Source organism: Staphylococcus sp. GDB20D11A (assembly GCF_016893255.1).
GTDB classification, from domain to species: domain Bacteria; phylum Bacillota; class Bacilli; order Staphylococcales; family Staphylococcaceae; genus Staphylococcus; species Staphylococcus aureus.
On the sequence record NZ_JAFEPJ010000018.1, the window covers coordinates 44,771 to 63,958 of the forward strand.

Here is a 19,188-nt window from a genome sequence, read left to right on the forward strand (position 1 = left end):
ATGAAGTAGTTTTTTAATTTCATCTGTCCATTTTTTGTGTTCATATTTAAATTTCGATAATTTTTCAGGAAGTATTTTACTTTTACTAATGAAGCAATATTTTTCAGATTAACAAAAAATAATATTTACACTTTCTTAACAAACATTTATGTAACATTTACAGTTTCTAAAAATGAGGTTAATAATTCAAGGTTAAGATAAAGATGTAATCAATACAAATACTATTTGTTGTTCATACAGGGAGGATATTTCAATGAAAAAATGGCAATTTGTTGGTACTACAGCTTTAGGTGCAACACTATTATTAGGTGCTTGTGGTGGCGGTAATGGTGGCAGTGGTAATAGTGATTTAAAAGGGGAAGCTAAAGGTGATGGCTCATCAACAGTAGCACCAATTGTGGAGAAATTAAATGAAAAATGGGCTCAAGATCACTCTGATGCTAAAATCTCAGCAGGACAAGCTGGTACAGGTGCTGGTTTCCAAAAATTCATTGCAGGTGATATCGACTTCGCTGATGCTTCTAGACCAATTAAAGATGAAGAGAAGCAAAAATTACAAGATAAGAATATTAAATACAAAGAATTCAAAATTGCGCAAGATGGTGTAACGGTTGCTGTAAATAAAGAAAATGATTTTGTAGATGAATTAGACAAACAGCAATTAAAAGCAATTTATTCTGGAAAAGCTAAAACATGGAAAGATGTTAATAGTAAATGGCCAGATAAAAAAATAAATGCTGTATCACCAAACTCAAGTCATGGTACTTATGACTTCTTCGAAAATGAAGTAATGAATAAAGAAGATATTAAAGCAGAAAAAAATGCTGATACAAATGCTATCGTTTCTTCTGTAACGAAAAACAAAGAGGGAATCGGATACTTTGGATATAACTTCTACGTACAAAATAAAGATAAATTAAAAGAAGTTAAAATCAAAGATGAAAATGGTAAAGCAACAGAGCCTACGAAAAAAACAATTCAAGATAACTCTTATGCATTAAGTAGACCATTATTCATTTATGTAAATGAAAAAGCATTGAAAGATAATAAAGTAATGTCAGAATTTATCAAATTCGTCTTAGAAGATAAAGGTAAAGCAGCTGAAGAAGCTGGATATGTAGCAGCACCAGAAAAAACATACAAATCACAATTAGATGATTTAAAAGCATTTATTGATAAAAATCAAAAATCAGACGACAAGAAATCTGATGATAAAAAGTCTGAAGACAAAAAATAATAAGACGCAATTTCAAATGTGTCTTGAAACATGATTTTGATGGTGAATCATTATTTAGAGTACAAAGCTTGATTTATCGAGACGCTGATTTTGACATTCAGTTAGTCTACAAGCTTATCAACTTAAAATAGTGGTTCATCATTATTTTACAAATCTAATTATTTTGGGAGTAATAGAAAGAGGTTTGATTATGACTTCATCTACTAATGTTAAAGATTTAATTGAAAAAAATAATAATAAAAAAGGGAAGCATAATGACAAAATTATACCAGTTATTTTAGCCGTAATTTCAGCGATTTCCATTTTAACAACACTAGGTATATTAATCACATTGCTTTTAGAAACCATCACTTTTTTCACCAGAATTCCAATAACTGAATTTCTATTTTCTACTACTTGGAATCCTACCGGTTCAGACCCTAAGTTTGGAATCTGGGCATTGATAATAGGGACTTTAAAAATCACAGTTATTGCGACTATATTTGCAGTTCCTGTCGGGCTTGGTGCAGCAATTTATTTAAGTGAATATGCAAGTGATCGTGCACGACGCATAATTAAACCGATATTAGAAATTTTAGCAGGAATACCAACAATTGTGTTTGGTTTCTTTGCATTGACCTTTGTTACACCAGTATTAAGATCTTTCATACCAGGTCTTGGAGAGTTTAATGCTATAAGTCCCGGCTTAGTTGTCGGTATTATGATTGTCCCTCTCATCACAAGTTTGAGTGAGGATGCAATGGCATCTGTACCAAATAAAATTCGAGAAGGTGCCTATGGACTTGGAGCAACTAAATTAGAAGTAGCAACTAAAGTCGTACTTCCTGCGGCAACATCAGGTATTGTAGCTTCAATCGTTCTCGCGATTTCAAGAGCAATTGGAGAAACGATGATTGTATCATTAGCGGCAGGTAGTTCGCCAACAGCTTCATTAAGTTTAACAAGTTCGATTCAAACAATGACTGGATATATTGTTGAGATAGCGACAGGTGATGCAACATTTGGATCAAATATTTATTACAGTATTTATGCTGTAGGATTCACACTATTTATCTTTACCTTAATCATGAATTTACTTTCTCAATGGATTTCTAAGCGTTTTAGGGAGGAGTATTAATATGGAAACGACAGATAGTAATAGACAATCACTCGTCGATCAACAACTTGTCCAAAAACATTTATCATCCAGAACGGTTAAAAACAAAGTGTTCAAACTCATATTTTTAGCATGTACATTATTAGGACTAGTCGTACTTATTGCGTTGTTAACTCAAACATTGATTAAAGGGGTAAGTCATTTAAATTTACAGTTTTTCACTAATTTTTCTTCTTCAACACCATCTATGGCTGGCGTTAAAGGCGCGTTAATCGGTTCACTTTGGTTAATGTTAAGTATCATTCCATTATCAATCATCCTAGGAATAGGTACAGCTATATACTTAGAAGAATATGCGAAAAACAACAAATTTACTCAGTTTGTTAAAATCAGTATTTCCAATTTAGCTGGTGTACCATCAGTTGTATTTGGGTTATTAGGTTACACTTTGTTCGTTGGTGGTGCAGGGATTGAAGCCTTGAAAATGGGTAACAGTATATTGGCAGCAGCGCTAACAATGACCTTACTGATATTACCAATTATTATTGTTTCAAGTCAGGAAGCAATTAGAGCTGTACCTAACTCAGTACGCGAAGCTTCTTACGGCTTAGGTGCTAATAAATGGCAAACGATAAGACGTGTTGTCTTACCAGCAGCGTTACCTGGTATTTTAACTGGATTCATTTTGTCTCTTTCAAGAGCACTGGGAGAAACAGCACCACTTGTGCTTATCGGTATACCGACTATATTATTGGCAACACCTAGAAGTATATTGGATCAATTTTCAGCATTACCTATCCAAATATTTACTTGGGCGAAAATGCCTCAAGAAGAATTCCAGAATGTTGCATCGGCAGGCATTATCGTTTTACTAGTTATCTTAATCTTAATGAATGGCGTTGCGATTATTTTACGTAACAAATTTAGTAAAAAATTCTAATTTAAACAATCAATCTCATTTATCTATTAAAAAGGGAGTTTTAAATATGGCGCAAACACTTGCACAAACTAAACAAATTTCTCAAAGTCATACGTTTGATGTCTCACAAAGTCATCATAAAACACCAAATGATACAAACTCACATTCTGTTATATATTCAACACAAAATTTAGACTTATGGTATGGCGAAAATCATGCATTGCAAAATATTAATTTAGATATTTATGAAAACCAAATTACTGCCATTATAGGTCCATCTGGTTGTGGCAAATCAACATATATTAAAACTTTGAATCGAATGGTTGAGTTAGTACCCACAGTCAAAACAGCTGGTAAAATACTATATCGCGATCAAGACATATTTGATCAAAAATATTCTAAAGAACAATTACGTACAAATGTGGGCATGGTCTTTCAACAACCTAATCCATTTCCAAAATCAATATACGATAATATTACTTACGGTCCAAAGATTCACGGTATTAAAAATAAAAAAGTTCTTGATGAAATCGTTGAGAAATCATTACGTGGCGCTGCAATTTGGGATGAATTAAAGGATAGGTTGCACACAAATGCATATAGTTTATCCGGTGGGCAACAACAGCGTGTTTGTATTGCGCGTTGTTTAGCAATTGAACCTGAAGTCATTTTAATGGATGAACCGACATCAGCATTAGACCCAATCTCAACATTAAGAGTAGAAGAGTTGGTCCAAGAACTAAAAGAAAAGTATACAATTATTATGGTTACACATAATATGCAACAAGCAGCTCGTGTATCAGATAAAACTGCATTTTTCTTAAATGGTTATGTCAATGAATATGATGACACTGATAAAATTTTCTCTAACCCATCAAACAAGAAAACAGAAGATTATATTTCAGGAAGGTTTGGTTGATATATAATGGCAATAATTAGACAACGATATCAGGAGCAACTTGATGATTTAATAAAAGAATTACGTCGGTTAGGTGCAAATGTCTATGTGAGTATTGAAAATGGTATAAAATCATTAAGTATTGACGATAGAGGCTTTGCACGACAAACAGTTAAAAACGATAAACATATCAATCAATTAAATTATAATATTAATGAGCGAGTTATCATGTTAATTACAAAGCAACAGCCCATTGCGAGTGATTTGCGTATGATGATTTCTTCATTAAAAATCGCCTCCGATTTAGAAAGAATAGGAGATAATGCATCGAGTATTGCCAATATTCGATTGCGTACGAAGATTACAGATGATTATGTGTTAACCTGTTTAAAGACAATGGGTAAATTAGCTATGTTAATGTTAAAGGACTTAGATCAAGCATTTAAAAAGAAAGATACCGTATTAATAAGAGAAATAATTGAGCGTGATGAAGATATCGATGACTTATATAGTCATATTATTAACGCAACGTATCTTATTGATAACGATCCATTTGTCGCTGCACAAGCACATTTAGCAGCAAGACATTTAGAACGTATTGGTGATCATATTATTAACATCGCTGAAAGTGTTTATTTTTATTTAACAGGTACACATTACGAACAATAACTTAAAGTTATTACTATAAAATCTCTTACGATAAATATATATATTTCTATTATTCATAAACCCTCAAAAAAAACAAGATTCTCACAATTAGTAATGTGAAAATCTTGGTTTATATTGTTCTACTATAAATTGTCTCGCATCTTAGTTATTTGTTTGCTCAATTTCATCTGTTAATTTTTCAACTTCATCCACTAAATCAGAAATATATTGAATTGTAGATTTAAGTGGCTGTTCTGTAGTAATGTCTACACCCGCAATGTTTGCAAGTTCGACAGGTGATACACTACCACCTTTTTTCAATGTTTCTAACCAAGCATCAACAGCTGGTTGGCCTTCATTTTTAATCTTTTGAGAAACGACAGTTCCGATTGTTAAGCCAGCAGAATACGTATACGAATATAATCCCATATAGTAATGAGGTTGACGCATCCATGTTAATTCAGCACCCTCAGTCATGTCTACTGCATCTCCGAAAAATTGTTTATAAACATTTAGCATTATTTCATTTAATGTCGGCGCATTTAAAGATTCACCTTGATCTACTTTGTGATACACTTCACGTTGATAAGCAGCTTCTAATAAATGGGTAACCATATTATGATAATATGTTCTAGATAAAATTGAGCCAATAACCCAACGCTTAAATCTTGGATTATCACTTGTGTTAAATAAATAATTGGCCATCAACATTTCATTCATTGTAGAAGGGGCTTCAACAAAGTACATTGATGCTTCTGATTCAAGATATGGTTGATGTTTTTGAGCTAATGTAAAATGACCTGCATGACCTAATTCATGTGCTAAGACAAATGCTTCAGCCATTTTACCAGTCCAAGAAATGAACACATATGAATGTGTAAAGTATGGACTTGCACAAAATGCGCCTGTATCTTTACCTTTATTTTGTGCAAAATCAATCCATCGCTGATCGTATGCTTCACGTAACATGTTTGTATAGTCATCACCTAAAACACTTAACGCACCGAAAATATAATTTTTTGAGTCTTCAATTGAAATCTCTGGTTCATAATCAGGGTCTACAGAAATCTTCAAGTCTTCAAAACGCATGTTATCTAATCCGTGAATACGTTGTAAAAGTTTAGCATATTTCTGCATAACTGGTGCCAAGTCACGCATAATCATATCGATTTGACGGTCAAACATATCACGCGTTACTTCTTGACTATGTAATAAATAATCGATGACCGATTCAAATCCTCGTAAATCAGCTTCAATTTTTTCTTGTTGTACTTGTATATTATATGTTGCCGCGGTAGTATGCTGATATTTTCGAATCCCATCGCTAAACGATTTGAAACTTTTACGTCTAAACTCAGGATCTTTATTATCTTCATAATCATTTTCAAACGTAGCATAGTCGACAGGGTACGTTGTACCATCATGTTCAAATGAATCGAATGTAATATCTAGCATTTTTGTCGTGCCGTATAAATCGTAAGGACTGTTTAGCGTAGGTGATAAAGTTGCTAATACTTGTTCTACCGACGCAGATAATTGGAATGGCTTTTGTTTAATTAACTGTTTAATATAGTGTTGATATGGACATGCTTCTTCTAATTGTTGAAGTATTTCTTCTGGTAATTCAAGTATTTCTGACTCTACAAATGATAATTGGCTAACAATTTTACCGTATGTAGTAGATAATTTAGCACTCAATACTTGTGCCTCAATATTACTAGTATCTACACTTAAACGTAGTTCTGCATAATTACTTAAGCGATCTAAGGCAATTAAAATATTTTCTAATTCAGCTAAAGCAGTATTAATTTGTTCGATTGAATTTAATGTTGTTGCATATGTATGATGAAATTGATTTGCTTGTTGTACTAGAGCGTCAATACTTTCATAATATTGTTGATCATCTTTAAATAAGTCTACTAAATCCCATGTTTCTGAAACAGGAACATCTTCTCTTAAAGGTAAACCTTGAGACATATAATCACTCCTTTGGTATAATACATTCATTATACATAATTTTGTCTCCTAAACGATAATGTTACGATTTCCATGTCGCAAGGAACAATGTTTATTCTAATAGTAAATAGAATATTGCTTGAAACTGACTGCTATTGTTTAAGTTTTTAAAAATTTATAATAAAATGTATACAAGGAAAGTAATGAAATAAAAGGAGAATGAATATGACATTATTCGATATGCCTAATTATTTATGGATCACAACATTAATAATGATTTTATTAACAATATTCTGTTGCTTAGTTTTAAATAAATGGTTTGTATCAGCAGTAATTACATTTGTTATATTAGGTGTGCTTGCATTTTTTATTCCAAATTTTCAAGATATAAAATATCAACCATTATTAGGATACGCTGCATTTTTAGCGATTATGAGTTTATTAATTAGTTTTCTATTATGGTATTTTACTAGAAATTGGCGTAAAGAAAGAAAAGCGCGTAAATTAGAAAAGCAAATTGAAAAATACGGCTATGAAGGCGCTGAACTTCGCCGTAAAGATAAAAAATAATATTCGACAACTATATGCACAAAATCATCGACTTTTAAGTTACACTGCAGTAACAATTATTTCGAAAGAGATGGAATACAGTGCTATAGTTGTTTTTGTTTTGACTTTTTTATATTTTACATGGTTGACTTGATTCAAAATATTATATTTTATAATGATTTTGTTAAAAAATTAAATATACTTCAATTTCTTTTCGGATAATACTATAATGAACGTTGGTTCTTAATATGTAAGTTGCATATACATGCGCCATTCTCATGTAAAAAGAAAGTGTTAGTAACTTACACAAGGAGGGGGACTATTATGTTCATAATAAAGTCTATGTTGTATAGACTGATGCATATGATAGTTGTTTTATTTGTTATTTCTACACTTACATTTATTTTAATGAAATTATCACCAGGCAATCCTGTTGATAAAATATTACATCTTGATGTAGCACAAGTGTCGACGGAACAAATAAATGCAACCAAAGATAAATTGGGATTAAATGATTCTTTATTGGTACAGTGGTGGCATTGGATGAATCATTTATTACATTTTAATTTAGGAAAAAGTTTTGAATCAAAAGAACCGGTAACACAGATATTATTCAACTATGCACCCATAACATTACTCATATCTTTTTCAACATTAGTAGTGTCGTTATGCATATCTATACCGCTCGGCATTATATCAGCCAAACGATTTCATAAGTTATCTGACAAAGTGATTAGAGTGATCTCAACTCTATCAATTAGTTTACCAGCGTTCTTTATCGGTATTATTTTATTATTTATTGTCACAAATTTAATGAATATAGATAGCGTTATACTAAGTCAGTTTGTATTGCCTGTATTCACGCTATCTTTAGGTATGTGTGCATACATCATTCGTTTAGTGCGCTCTAATTTATTGACGTTATTGCAAAGTAATATCGTACAAGCATCAAGATTACGAGGTATGAATGAACGTTATATTTTAATTCATGATTTACTAAAACCAACAATTTTGCCGATTATCCCATTATTAGGGATTTCACTTGGTAGTCTAATAGGTGGTACTGTAGTGATTGAAAATTTATTTGATATACCTGGTATTGGTTATCTATTAATGGATAGTATTAAATCTCGAGATTATCCTGTTATTCAAGGATGCGTGTTATTTATTGGCTTCTTCGTTGTTATTATTAATACGATTGCTGATTTATTAACGTTATTACTTGATCCGAAGCAGCGTTTACAATTAGGAAATCCAAAAAACAAAACCAATACACCATTGATATCAGAAAGTAGTGACCGTCATGCATAAAATATTTTCAAAGAATAACCTTATCTTTTTTGTATTCGGCGCATTTATATTTGTGATGATTGTACTACAATTCTTTGTCAGTAGTGAAAATGCAACCAAAGTCAATTTATCACAAACTTTTGAACCTATTAGTTGGTTGCATTTATTAGGAACTGATGATTATGGGAGAGATTTATTTACCCGAATTATTATCGGTGCACGTTCAACATTGTTTGTTACTGTTTTAACATTAATAGCTATCGTTGTCATAGGTGTTACACTAGGTCTATTTGCCGGATATAAAAAGGGGTGGATTGAACGATTAGTGTTAAGGTTTATTGATGTTGGTCTAAGTATTCCAGAATTTATCATCATGATTGCTTTAGCAAGCTTTTTCCAACCATCTTTATGGAATTTAGTTATTTCAATTACAGTAATAAAATGGATGAATTACACAAGGTTGACTAGAAGTATAGTTAATAGCGAAATGAATAAGCCTTATATAAAAATGGCACAATTATTTCATGTACCTACAAGAACAATATTAATACGTCATTTAACACCTAAAATTATACCGGTTATTATCGTTTTGATGGTCGTTGATTTCGGTAAAATTATTCTATATATAAGTTCTCTATCATTTATTGGGTTAGGTGCACAACCGCCAACACCAGAGTGGGGCGCTATGTTGCAACAAGGTCGTGATTTTATTTCGTCTCATCCAATTATGTTGATTGCACCTGCTTCAGTCATTGCTATAACTATTTTATTTTTTAATTTAACCGGTGATGCGCTAAGAGATAGATTGCTGAAACAACGAGGTGAATATGATGAGTCTCATTGATATACAAAATTTAACAATAAAGAATACTAGTGAGAAATCACTTATTAAAGGGATTGATTTGAAAATTTATAATCAACAGATTAATGCCTTGATTGGAGAGAGCGGCGCTGGAAAAAGTTTGATTGCTAAAGCCTTACTTGAATATTTACCATTTGATTTAACCTGCACGTATGATTCGTACCAATTTGATGGGGAAAATGTTAGTAGATTGAGTAAATATTATGGTCATACAATTGGCTATATTTCTCAAAATTATGCAGAAAGTTTTAACGACCATACTAAATTAGGTAAACAGTTAACCGCGATTTATCGTAAGCATTATAAAAGTAGTAAAGAAGAGGCATTGTCCAAAATTGACAAGGCTTTGTCGTGGGTTAATTTACAAAGCAAAGATATATTAAATAAATATAGTTTCCAACTTTCTGGGGGCCAACTTGAACGCGTATACATAGCAAGCGTTCTCATGTTGGAGCCTAAATTAATCATTGCAGACGAACCAGTTGCATCATTGGATGCTTTGAACGGTAATCAAGTGATGGATTTATTACAGCATATTGTATTAGAACATGGTCAAACATTATTTATTATCACACATAACTTAAGTCATGTATTGAAATATTGTCAGTACATTAATGTTTTAAAAGAAGGTCAAATCATTGAACAAGGCAATATTGATCATTTCAAGTATGAGCATTTGCATCCGTATACTGAACAGCTAATTAAATATAGAACACAATTAAAGAGGGATTACTATGATTGAGTTAAAACATGTAACTTTTGGTTATAATAAAAAGCAGATGGTGCTACAAGATATCAATATTACTATACCCGATGGAGAAAATGTTGGTATTTTAGGCGAAAGTGGCTGTGGTAAAAGTACGCTCGCTTCATTGGTTCTTGGCTTATTTAAACCTGTTAAAGGAGAAATTTACTTAAGTGACAATGCTGTGTTACCGATTTTCCAACACCCTTTAACTAGCTTTAACCCTGATTGGTCGATTGAGACCTCATTAAAAGAAGCGTTATATTATTACAGAGGCCTAACTGATAATACTGCTCAGGATCAATTATTAATACAACATTTATCTACTTTTGAGTTGAACGCGCAATTATTGACTAAATTACCAAGCGAAGTGAGTGGTGGACAATTACAAAGATTTAATGTCATGCGTTCGTTATTAGCACAGCCTCGCGTTTTAATATGTGATGAGATAACTTCTAATTTAGATGTTATAGCTGAACAAAATGTAATAAATATATTAAAAGCGCAAACGATTACGAACTTAAATCATTTTATCGTTATTTCTCATGATTTATCCGTGTTACAACGCTTAGTTAATAGAATTATCGTTCTTAAGGATGGCATGATAGTCGATGATTTTACAATAGAGGAATTATTTAATGTTGATAGACACCCTTATACAAAAGAATTAGTGCAAGCATTTTCATATTAGTTATTTAAGAATGCGATAATTCTAGACTTGTTATAAAATATAGATAAATCAAGTATATTAATCTAGACACTTATCGATTTTATTTTCTTTATCTAAAAATAATAATAAAAAGGAGTATCATCATGGGATTACTTGATATTGCAAGTATTCGTTCTATAGAAAGAGGCTTTAATTATTATCAAAGTGAATGCGTCATTAACTTAAAATCATTTTCAGAAACGCAGCATGAGGCTGAAGTAAAAGGCAGTGGTAACAAAGTATATCGTTGTTATATTGATATGGAACATCCTAGAAAATCCAAATGTAATTGTCCTCATGCTGATGGAAGACGAGTGATATGTAAACATCTGATTGCATTACTCTTTACAGCTAGTCCAGAAGCAGCAAATAAACATATAACCATGTTAAACGAAGTTGAAGAAGACTATCACTTACGCAGAAATATGTGGATTGATTCTCTTAAAGAAATGATTAATGATATGAGTGAAGAAGAACTCCGCGATGCATATTTAAACATGTTAATTGAACATGGAGAAATGGCAGAATTATTTGGATTAGATGAAGAGGAAGAAATGTTCGAGGACGAATTTTATTAAAATAGCCCCTATCGATTGATAATGGTTATCATTTGATAGGGGTGTTTTTATTTATATGATTTTAAGACTTTGCAAATAGCTTGTGCATTATTATCGATGTGTTTGATTTTATCAAGTTTCAATATTGCTTGTGTGTATGCTTCTGATGGTCCTATAATATAGCCACTACTAGCATGTTGTAACATGACAATATCATTGTGGTCATTACCAAATGCTATATATTTAACATCTGCATCAAATATATATTGTAATGCAGTATATTTATTAATATTTTGCGCTGTTATATCAATGTTATACTCATTTGAATGGTGAATCATTTCCAATTCTTGATGATATTTATTTAACTCGTCTAATATAGTTGTAATTTGTGCCGCGTCTATATTTAATAAAATAATCTTGATTGGCGTGTCGATATTTGCAACATCAATACAACTGGCCAGCTTATGTGGATCTAAACGCTCAAAAATAGCGTTCTCAGCGTCAAGTTGTGCAGCATAATTCCAATCATCATCAATAATATAATCTAACTCATACTTTTGAATTATTTTTAAGATATGATGATATGTATCTGTATGAATTGGTTTGATAACAGAAATCTTTGATTACTGTGAAATCATAGCACCATTTGCGCCAATTAATGTGTGCTGATGAAATACTGATGGTAAAACTGGCAACAAATCATGAATCGGACGTGCTGATGCAAATATAAGTTCATGACCAGCATGTTGTAATTGTAACAATGTATCGATAATAGTCTGGTCAATTAATCGGCCGTCAAAACAAAGCGTACCGTCAATATCAAAGACAAATCTTATCAAATCACTCCAAACAATATAATACCATGATTATAGCATAAGTAAGTTATGTGACGATATTAGATAATGATTATGATGTAGGGTACCTTTTGCATTATAGACATATAACTTCCTATAATATATATTATGTAAACTAGAATTTGAAATTCCATAAGGTGACTTATATAACTATATGTTTGTGTAGTGTTTATATCAGTAAGCTAAATTTATATTCATGTTATGTTTGATTAAACTAATACTCATCACGTTTTGGTGCATATTAAATCTTTGTATCGATCATATATCTATCATCATTTTTATTTCTAATATAAAAACTGATTACTTTGATAGAATTTGTTACAGCAATCATTGCTCATGCATTTTATAAATTACAATGAGACAAATATGACATTTGATATCACGCACTTGCAAACACACACATATATAATCAGACATAAATTGTTATGCTAAGATTTATTCACGAAAAATATAATACATATTGACTTGTTTTGAGTCATATTGAATGAATTAAAACGTATACTCAACTCAATCATTTACAAATAGGTTGTGCAATGCATATTTATATTTATTGCAGTCACTTGTTAAACTTGTCATTTAATATATCATTTATAGAGGCTTTATTAAAAAGCATAAAAAAGAGCCTATAGTATCAATAACTATAAGCCCTAACATCATTTACATCTATTTCTTTAATTTTTTACGTAATTTATCCAATGTTGTGAACAACCAATATTTCACTTTATGAATTGGTTTATAGAAATCCCCTATTAATTCTTCGATTTGTACATTAAATCCACGTTTAAAGCGGTATACGCCATAATCTTCACTGTTTTCCGTAAAATCACCTGATAAACCATAGAAATTATAACGATCATAACCATTATCGAAGCAATAGTTAATCATAAACCAATGCATCATGTATGGTCCCATAAATTGATTATATTTTTCTGATGAACCCCCAGAGAAATAATTCACTTCATATGCATTTGCGAAATAAACGCCAGAAGCAAGGTTTAGAATTGGGCCGTCCGTTTTGCTCAATTCACTTGCATTCAATAATTCATGCTGATCATGATCAATTTGCTTATCTAATTCTGCAATTTTCTTCATTTGTTTATCTGATTTGTTTTCTTTCGCCATCATTTGATCACGACGATTTTCTTTGTCATTCAATTCCTGTTGCAACTTTAACACATATTCATCAAGGTCAATATATGCTAATGGTACTAATACTTTATCTCCATATGTGTCAATAAAGTTATAAAAATAATCATCTGTTTTTGATACAAATCCAGCACGCTCTTCAGTTTCACGATATAAATCTAGGAAAAGATTGAACTCATCACATTCAAGGAATCTAACTTTAACACCATAGTTTATCGCTTTATTAATATTACGTTTACGTTGACTATCAAATGTTTTTTTCAATGTTTCAGGTGTTTTACCTTCAAGGTTTAATACGCCCATCCATCGTACTTGGCTCGATGTATCATACTCAGTTGTAAAGCCATGATGCTCGTAACCATGCGATTTAAACAAGTTTACTAAGGCATCATTTTTCTCGCGACCTTCAAATGGCACGATATCTTTATCATATAGATGATATAACCAATACGGATCTAATTTAACATATAAACATTGATGTTGCTGTAAATATTTATCTAACTCTTTTAAATAATAATCAACTAAACCTAAATCTGAAAAATCCATTACTGGACCACGATTCGAATAGTAAACATAACTTCCCATAGTAGGAATTTTAGAGAAAAGGCTTGCTGCAATTACTTTGTTATTGTCGTCTTTAATACCTAATAAAACTACTTCAAAGCCATCATTCTCACGGGTAACTATATTTTCTTTTACTTGGAAATAATGACTTTCCAATGATGGATTTTGTACAAAGTTGTCAAATTCGGTAACAGTTAACTCTGTAAATTTCATGTTTTGATAATTCCCTTCCTAAAAAATTCTGTCTTTAACTTTTTTAAGTGCGGTATATGCTGCGTAAACAGGTTTATTAATTGGTTTAATAAAGTCACCAACATATTCAATAATTTCAGCATTGTAACCTTTTTTGAATTTAACTACACCAGCATCTTCAGCATCTTCTGTAAATTTACCACTAACACCATAGAAATTATAACGATCAATGCCATGATTTAATGCATAATTAATCATTTCCCATTGCACTGCATAACTTCCGGCAAAATGACGGAAAGCATTTGATGTACCACCAGCATAATAAACAACTTCAAATGGATTGATAAAGAAGAAACCAGCAGAGATAGGTAATTCATTACCATGTTCTTCTTGTAGACGTTTACCTTCTTCAATCTTTTGCTCATTTGCATCAAGTTGTTGTTGTAAGTTATCTCGCTTGTTATGCGCTTTTTTATTTTCAGGACGTTTTTCAATATCCTTTAATGCTTTATTTAAATCTTTATTTAAAATATCACGCTCTTCATTTAGTTCTTTAATATATTCATCAAAATTGATATACGCTAAAGGCACTAACACACGGTCTTTGTAATATTTTAAGCGATTGTAATAAAACTTGTCATCACGATCAGCAAAAGCTTTTGATTCTGACGTATCTTCCATAAATGATCTAAAAATTGGTAGTTCTTCTTCAGATAAATATCTTACTTTAACACCATTCTTTTTAACTTTTTTCGTGTTTCTTTTTCTAAGTCCATCCATATTTTTAATGATGTCATCTGCTGTTTTATCTTTTAAATCTAACACTGAGTGATAACGAATTTGTAGCACCGGATCAAATCCTTTATGGAATCCAGTATGTTCAAATCCTAAGTTACTCATTTTATCAAAGAACCAATCATTACCAGCATTACCTGTAATCTCGCCATCATGATTCAAGTATTGATATGGTAAATATGGATCGATATGTAGGTATAGACAACGATGTTTTTTAACATATTTTGATAATTCATTAAAGAAAAAGTGTACGAGTTCTTGATTTTCATAATCGATCACTGGACCGCGATTTGAATAAAAATACTTGAACACTTTCATAACAGGTACAGCAGTAAGTAAGCAAGCTGCAATGACCTCGTTATTATTGTTTTTTATTCCCACTAAATGTGTTTCATAACCTTCAGCAAGCTTTAACTCATAGTGGCCAACAGTTTGCGTGAAATGACTGTATGGCATGCTATCTGTAAAGGCACCAAACTCTTTAGCTGTTAAATTTGTAAACTTCATTATCATTACTCCTATTTGTCTCTCGTTAATTAATTTCATTTCCGTATTTGCAGTTTTTCTATTTCCCCTCTGCAATTATCAAAAATAATAAATCTAATCTAAATAAGTATACAATAGTTAATGTTAAAACTAAAACATAAACGCTTTAATTGCATATACTTTTATAGTAATATTTAGATTTTTGCATACAATTTCAAAAAAAGTAATATGAACGTTTGGGTTTGCTCATATTACTTTTGTATCATTTCTATTCAATTTTATAATTCACCGTTTTTCACTTTTTCAAACAGTATTCGACTAATTTTTTTAAATCAAGTAAACTTAATTATTCAATGTTTGCTGGATAGATTGTAAATATTTAATGATTTCTTCACGCGTGTTAGATTTAAATCGTTTTACTATTTCACTACCAATAACGATACCATCTGCAACCTCTTTTATATCTGCAACATGTTGTGGAGTTCTTATACCAAATCCTGCGACAACTGGCACATTGGCTATCGCTTTAATTGACTCAATTTTTCGTTTTAATTCTGGGTGAAACGCACCGTTTTGTCCTGTTGTCGCATTCATCGTCACAGTATAAATAAACCCTTCCGCATGGGATACGATTTCTTTTATACGTTTGTCATCAGTAGTCATCGCAACTAACGATATAATTTTGACGCCATAGTGACTAAATTGTTGTTTTAAACGCTGCGATAATTCAAATGGTAAATCAGGAATAATTAAGCCGTAAACACCGGTATCTCGACATTTTTCAAAAAACGCTTGTTCTCCATAATGACAAATAATATTATAATACGTCATTAATACATACTGACACTTAATTTGATTACCGTGTTTTTCTAATTGCTCGAAAATATAATCTATCGTTATGCCTTGTTTAATCGCTTGTTGACCTGCTTCCATGATAACTGGACCATCAGCAACCGGATCAGAGAAAGGTACACCAATTTCAATTATATCTGCACCATTTTCACTAAACAATGTTGCATTTTCAATCAAATCTTTATTGCCCATAATATAAGGTATAAATAATTTAGTCATTTGCAAGACCTCGCTCTGCCATATATTGTCTAATTGTTTCCATATCTTTATCGCCACGTCCAGAAATAGTTACTACAATAATATCTTCTTTCGACATCGTAGGCGCTAGTCTTTCAACATAACTCAGTGCATGTGCACTTTCAATTGCAGGTATAATACCTTCATGTTTTGTAAAGTTGATTAAAGCATTCATTGCTTGTGTATCACTTGCATTTTCAAAAGTTACTCTACCAATGTCGTGGTAATAAGAATGTTCTGGCCCAATACCAGGATAATCAAGTCCTGCTGAAATAGAATGTGCTAATTGCACTTGCCCACCTTCATCTTGAATTAAATACATTTTAGTACCATGTAATACGCCAGGTGATCCTTTGCCAATTGCAAGTGCATGTTTATCAGTATCCTCGCCTTGACCTGCGGCTTCAACACCGTATAACGCAACATCATCTTTAATAAATGGATAAAATGTACCGATTGCATTTGAGCCACCACCGATACATGCTACAATTGCATCCGGAAGTCGACCTTCTTTCTTCAATATCTGTGATTTTATTTCTTTACCAATCACACTCTGAAAATCTCTAACAATCGTTGGGAATGGGTCTGGACCTAATGCAGAACCTAATAAATAATGTGTGTCTTCTACATGACTTACCCAATATTGCAATGCTTTATTAACTGCATCCGATAAAGTCCCTTGACCATCTTCAACTGCCACAACCTTTGCACCAAGTAATTCCATTCTAAATACATTAAGTTGTTGTCTTTTAATATCTTCACTTCCCATAAAGACAACAAGTTCCATATCAAATAATGCAGCAACCGTAGCACTAGCTACACCATGTTGACCCGCACCAGTTTCAGCAACAAGCTTCTTCTTGCCCATTCTTTTAGCAAGCAACGCTTGACCTAACGCATTATTAATTTTATGTGCGCCTGTATGATTTAGATCCTCTCGTTTTAAATATATTTTAGCGCCACCTAAGCTTTCAGTATATGATGCAGCATATGTAAGTGGCGTCGCGCGTCCTACATACTCTGATAAATAGTATTCCAGTTCTCTTTGAAACTCTGGGTCTGCTTTTGCCTCTTTATAAGCTTTTTTCAACTCAATAATTGCTGGCATTAATGTTTCTGGAACATATTGCCCTCCGTATTCACCAAAGAAACCTAATTCATCTGCTTCTGTTTGTATTTGTTTATTCATTTTCTCTATCTCCTTTCACAATATTTACAATTGCTGTCATTTTTTTTATATCTTTTCGCCCATTTACTTCTATACCTGATGCAAGATCATAACCTTGATGTGATAATTTAAGTTGATTAACTGTTTGAATATTTTCAGAGTTAATGCCTCCTGCTATCAAATAAGGTATGTCTTTTATGTGCTTCAAAATAGTCCAATCATATGTTTGACCGGTACCACCATACGACACTGAGGGTGTGTCGATAATAAATAAATCTACGAACCCTTTATATTTATTTATGTTTTGGATTATGTTTTCATCTGCAGCTAAAGCTTTAGTAATCTTAATGCTTGAATACTTCTTTTTAATTTCCTGTATAAAATCAATAGATTCTGTGCCGTGTAACTGTATTGTGTTAATTGGCGTATTGCTTAATACGTGTTCAATAGTTGTTAAATCCGGATTTACCACGACACATACTTTGTCAATATGTTCTGGAACAGCAGACGCTAACTTTTTTATTTGGGTAATTGTTTGATGCCTTTTGCTTTTTTCATAATGAATGAAACCTATCGCATCAATAGGTAATTGACTGGCCGCTGTAACATCCTTAATTGATGTAAAGCCACAAAATTTCAATTTCATCATGACTTCACCTTTTGCATTTTTAGTTGTGGTAAAAATTCAGATAGATTGTCACAACGCATAAGCGCCTCACCTATTAGTAAGCCATCGATACCACTATGCAAGATTTTTCTTACATCAGATGCATCGTGAATACCACTTTCAGAAATATAATAATGATTTGGTTTTTTATTTTCTAAAATAGTATTTGTATGTTCCACATTTGTGACAAATCGTTTTAAGTCCCTGTTATTTACACCAATCAATTTAGCATTAACCTTATAGGCACGTTCTAATTCATGGCGATCATGTACTTCAACTAACACTTCTAAATTTTGCGATATAGCGTAGTTATATAAATCTTTCAATTGTTTATCCGATAAGATGTTAACGATCAATAAAATCATAGATGCACCAGCTTGTTTAGCAACATCAATTTGAAGCGGATCTATAATAAAATCTTTGCATAATACGGGTAATGTTGTTTTTGTTGTCAATGCTTGTAATCTTTCAAAGCTCCCTCCAAAGTACTTTTCATCAGTTAAAATGGACACGGCATTTGCACCGTACTTTTCATAATCTGAGATTTGTTGCGATAAATCTCGTTCAGGTAAGTCATTAACTGTAGGACTCTTCGATTTAATTTCTGCAATAATTGCTAGCTTTGGTTCTTTCTCAATTGCGTTTATAAAAGATTTTTTATTCTGAATCTTCACACTTTTTAAGGTATTAAGTTTGTCTTGATAATAGCCATTTTGTAAAAGTGACTGTTTATATTCAACAATTTCTGCTAAAATCGTCAT

Annotated in this window: 19 protein-coding genes and 1 pseudogene; 12 read left to right on the plus strand and 8 right to left on the minus strand. The window is 31.9% G+C overall.

What is annotated here, in order from left to right; genetic code table 11:
* The first annotated feature begins 253 nt into the window (after positions 1-253).
* From JV528_RS10800 to phoU, 5 genes are all read left to right on the plus strand, one after another.
* Positions 254-1,237, plus strand: coding sequence for a phosphate ABC transporter substrate-binding protein PstS (locus JV528_RS10800; protein WP_000759232.1), 984 nt, complete (start codon positions 254-256; stop codon positions 1,235-1,237).
* 190 nt (positions 1,238-1,427) lie between these two features.
* Positions 1,428-2,354: a phosphate ABC transporter permease subunit PstC gene (gene pstC / locus JV528_RS10805; protein ID WP_204177675.1), complete on the plus strand. Its 927-nt coding sequence runs from the start codon at positions 1,428-1,430 to the stop codon at positions 2,352-2,354.
* Between the two features lies 1 nt (position 2,355).
* The gene (gene pstA / locus JV528_RS10810; RefSeq protein WP_000450304.1) at positions 2,356-3,273 is read left to right on the plus strand and encodes a phosphate ABC transporter permease PstA; all 918 of its coding nucleotides are present in this window, start codon (positions 2,356-2,358) and stop codon (positions 3,271-3,273) included.
* Positions 3,274-3,319: 46 nt separating this feature from the next.
* Positions 3,320-4,171: a phosphate ABC transporter ATP-binding protein PstB gene (pstB, locus tag JV528_RS10815; protein WP_000079452.1), complete on the plus strand. Its 852-nt coding sequence runs from the start codon at positions 3,320-3,322 to the stop codon at positions 4,169-4,171.
* 6 nt (positions 4,172-4,177) lie between these two features.
* Entirely contained in the window at positions 4,178-4,819 is a 642-nt protein-coding gene (phoU, locus tag JV528_RS10820) for a phosphate signaling complex protein PhoU (RefSeq protein WP_204254833.1), read from the plus strand.
* Positions 4,820-4,960: 141 nt separating this feature from the next.
* Here phoU and pepF read toward each other — a convergent pair whose 3' ends face one another.
* Entirely contained in the window at positions 4,961-6,775 is a 1,815-nt protein-coding gene (gene pepF / locus JV528_RS10825; protein WP_000077557.1) for an oligoendopeptidase F, read from the minus strand.
* A gap of 204 nt (positions 6,776-6,979) precedes the next feature.
* Here pepF and JV528_RS10830 point away from each other — a divergent pair, with 204 nt between their 5' ends.
* From JV528_RS10830 to JV528_RS10860, 7 genes are all read left to right on the plus strand, one after another.
* On the plus strand, positions 6,980-7,324 hold the full coding sequence (locus JV528_RS10830; RefSeq protein ID WP_000171798.1) for a 6TM ABC transporter family protein: 345 nt from the start codon (positions 6,980-6,982) through the stop codon (positions 7,322-7,324).
* Positions 7,272-7,457, plus strand: a complete 186-nt coding sequence (locus JV528_RS10835; RefSeq protein WP_031927640.1) for a hypothetical protein — start codon at positions 7,272-7,274, stop codon at positions 7,455-7,457. The genes JV528_RS10830 and JV528_RS10835 overlap by 53 nt, the downstream gene beginning before the upstream one ends.
* A 170-nt stretch (positions 7,458-7,627) precedes the next feature.
* Positions 7,628-8,614 (plus strand): nickel ABC transporter permease, encoded by a 987-nt coding sequence (gene nikB / locus JV528_RS10840; RefSeq protein ID WP_000469940.1) that lies wholly within the window; start codon positions 7,628-7,630, stop codon positions 8,612-8,614.
* Positions 8,607-9,437, plus strand: a complete 831-nt coding sequence (nikC, locus tag JV528_RS10845; protein WP_000548929.1) for a nickel transporter permease — start codon at positions 8,607-8,609, stop codon at positions 9,435-9,437. The genes nikB and nikC overlap by 8 nt, the downstream gene beginning before the upstream one ends.
* Positions 9,424-10,197 (plus strand): ATP-binding cassette domain-containing protein, encoded by a 774-nt coding sequence (locus JV528_RS10850; RefSeq protein WP_000052326.1) that lies wholly within the window; start codon positions 9,424-9,426, stop codon positions 10,195-10,197. The genes nikC and JV528_RS10850 overlap by 14 nt, the downstream gene beginning before the upstream one ends.
* Entirely contained in the window at positions 10,190-10,891 is a 702-nt protein-coding gene (locus JV528_RS10855; protein WP_000571248.1) for an ABC transporter ATP-binding protein, read from the plus strand. The genes JV528_RS10850 and JV528_RS10855 overlap by 8 nt, the downstream gene beginning before the upstream one ends.
* Positions 10,892-11,013: 122 nt before the next feature.
* A complete protein-coding gene (locus JV528_RS10860; protein WP_000523666.1) occupies positions 11,014-11,487 on the plus strand; it encodes an SWIM zinc finger family protein in 474 nt (157 codons plus the stop codon).
* 47 nt (positions 11,488-11,534) lie between these two features.
* Here the strand turns inward: JV528_RS10860 and JV528_RS10865 are convergent.
* The 7 genes and pseudogenes from JV528_RS10865 to trpC all read right to left on the minus strand — a co-directional run bounded on the left by JV528_RS10865 (position 11,535) and on the right by trpC (position 19,188).
* Positions 11,535-12,302, minus strand: a pseudogene (locus JV528_RS10865) (Cof-type HAD-IIB family hydrolase).
* Positions 12,303-12,983: 681 nt separating this feature from the next.
* Positions 12,984-14,243: an aminoacyltransferase gene (gene femB, locus JV528_RS10870; RefSeq protein WP_204177674.1), complete on the minus strand. Its 1,260-nt coding sequence runs from the start codon at positions 14,241-14,243 to the stop codon at positions 12,984-12,986.
* 18 nt (positions 14,244-14,261) lie between these two features.
* Positions 14,262-15,524 (minus strand): glycine glycyltransferase FemA, encoded by a 1,263-nt coding sequence (gene femA / locus JV528_RS10875; RefSeq protein ID WP_000673315.1) that lies wholly within the window; start codon positions 15,522-15,524, stop codon positions 14,262-14,264.
* Between the two features lie 321 nt (positions 15,525-15,845).
* Positions 15,846-16,574, minus strand: a complete 729-nt coding sequence (gene trpA / locus JV528_RS10880; RefSeq protein ID WP_000163613.1) for a tryptophan synthase subunit alpha — start codon at positions 16,572-16,574, stop codon at positions 15,846-15,848.
* Positions 16,567-17,781, minus strand: coding sequence for a tryptophan synthase subunit beta (gene trpB / locus JV528_RS10885; protein WP_001041347.1), 1,215 nt, complete (start codon positions 17,779-17,781; stop codon positions 16,567-16,569). Before trpB ends, trpA begins: the two co-directional genes overlap by 8 nt.
* On the minus strand, positions 17,774-18,406 hold the full coding sequence (locus JV528_RS10890) for a phosphoribosylanthranilate isomerase (protein WP_204177672.1): 633 nt from the start codon (positions 18,404-18,406) through the stop codon (positions 17,774-17,776). The genes trpB and JV528_RS10890 overlap by 8 nt, the downstream gene beginning before the upstream one ends.
* The gene (trpC, locus tag JV528_RS10895) at positions 18,406-19,188 is read right to left on the minus strand and encodes an indole-3-glycerol phosphate synthase TrpC (RefSeq protein WP_000153609.1); all 783 of its coding nucleotides are present in this window, start codon (positions 19,186-19,188) and stop codon (positions 18,406-18,408) included. The genes JV528_RS10890 and trpC overlap by 1 nt, the downstream gene beginning before the upstream one ends.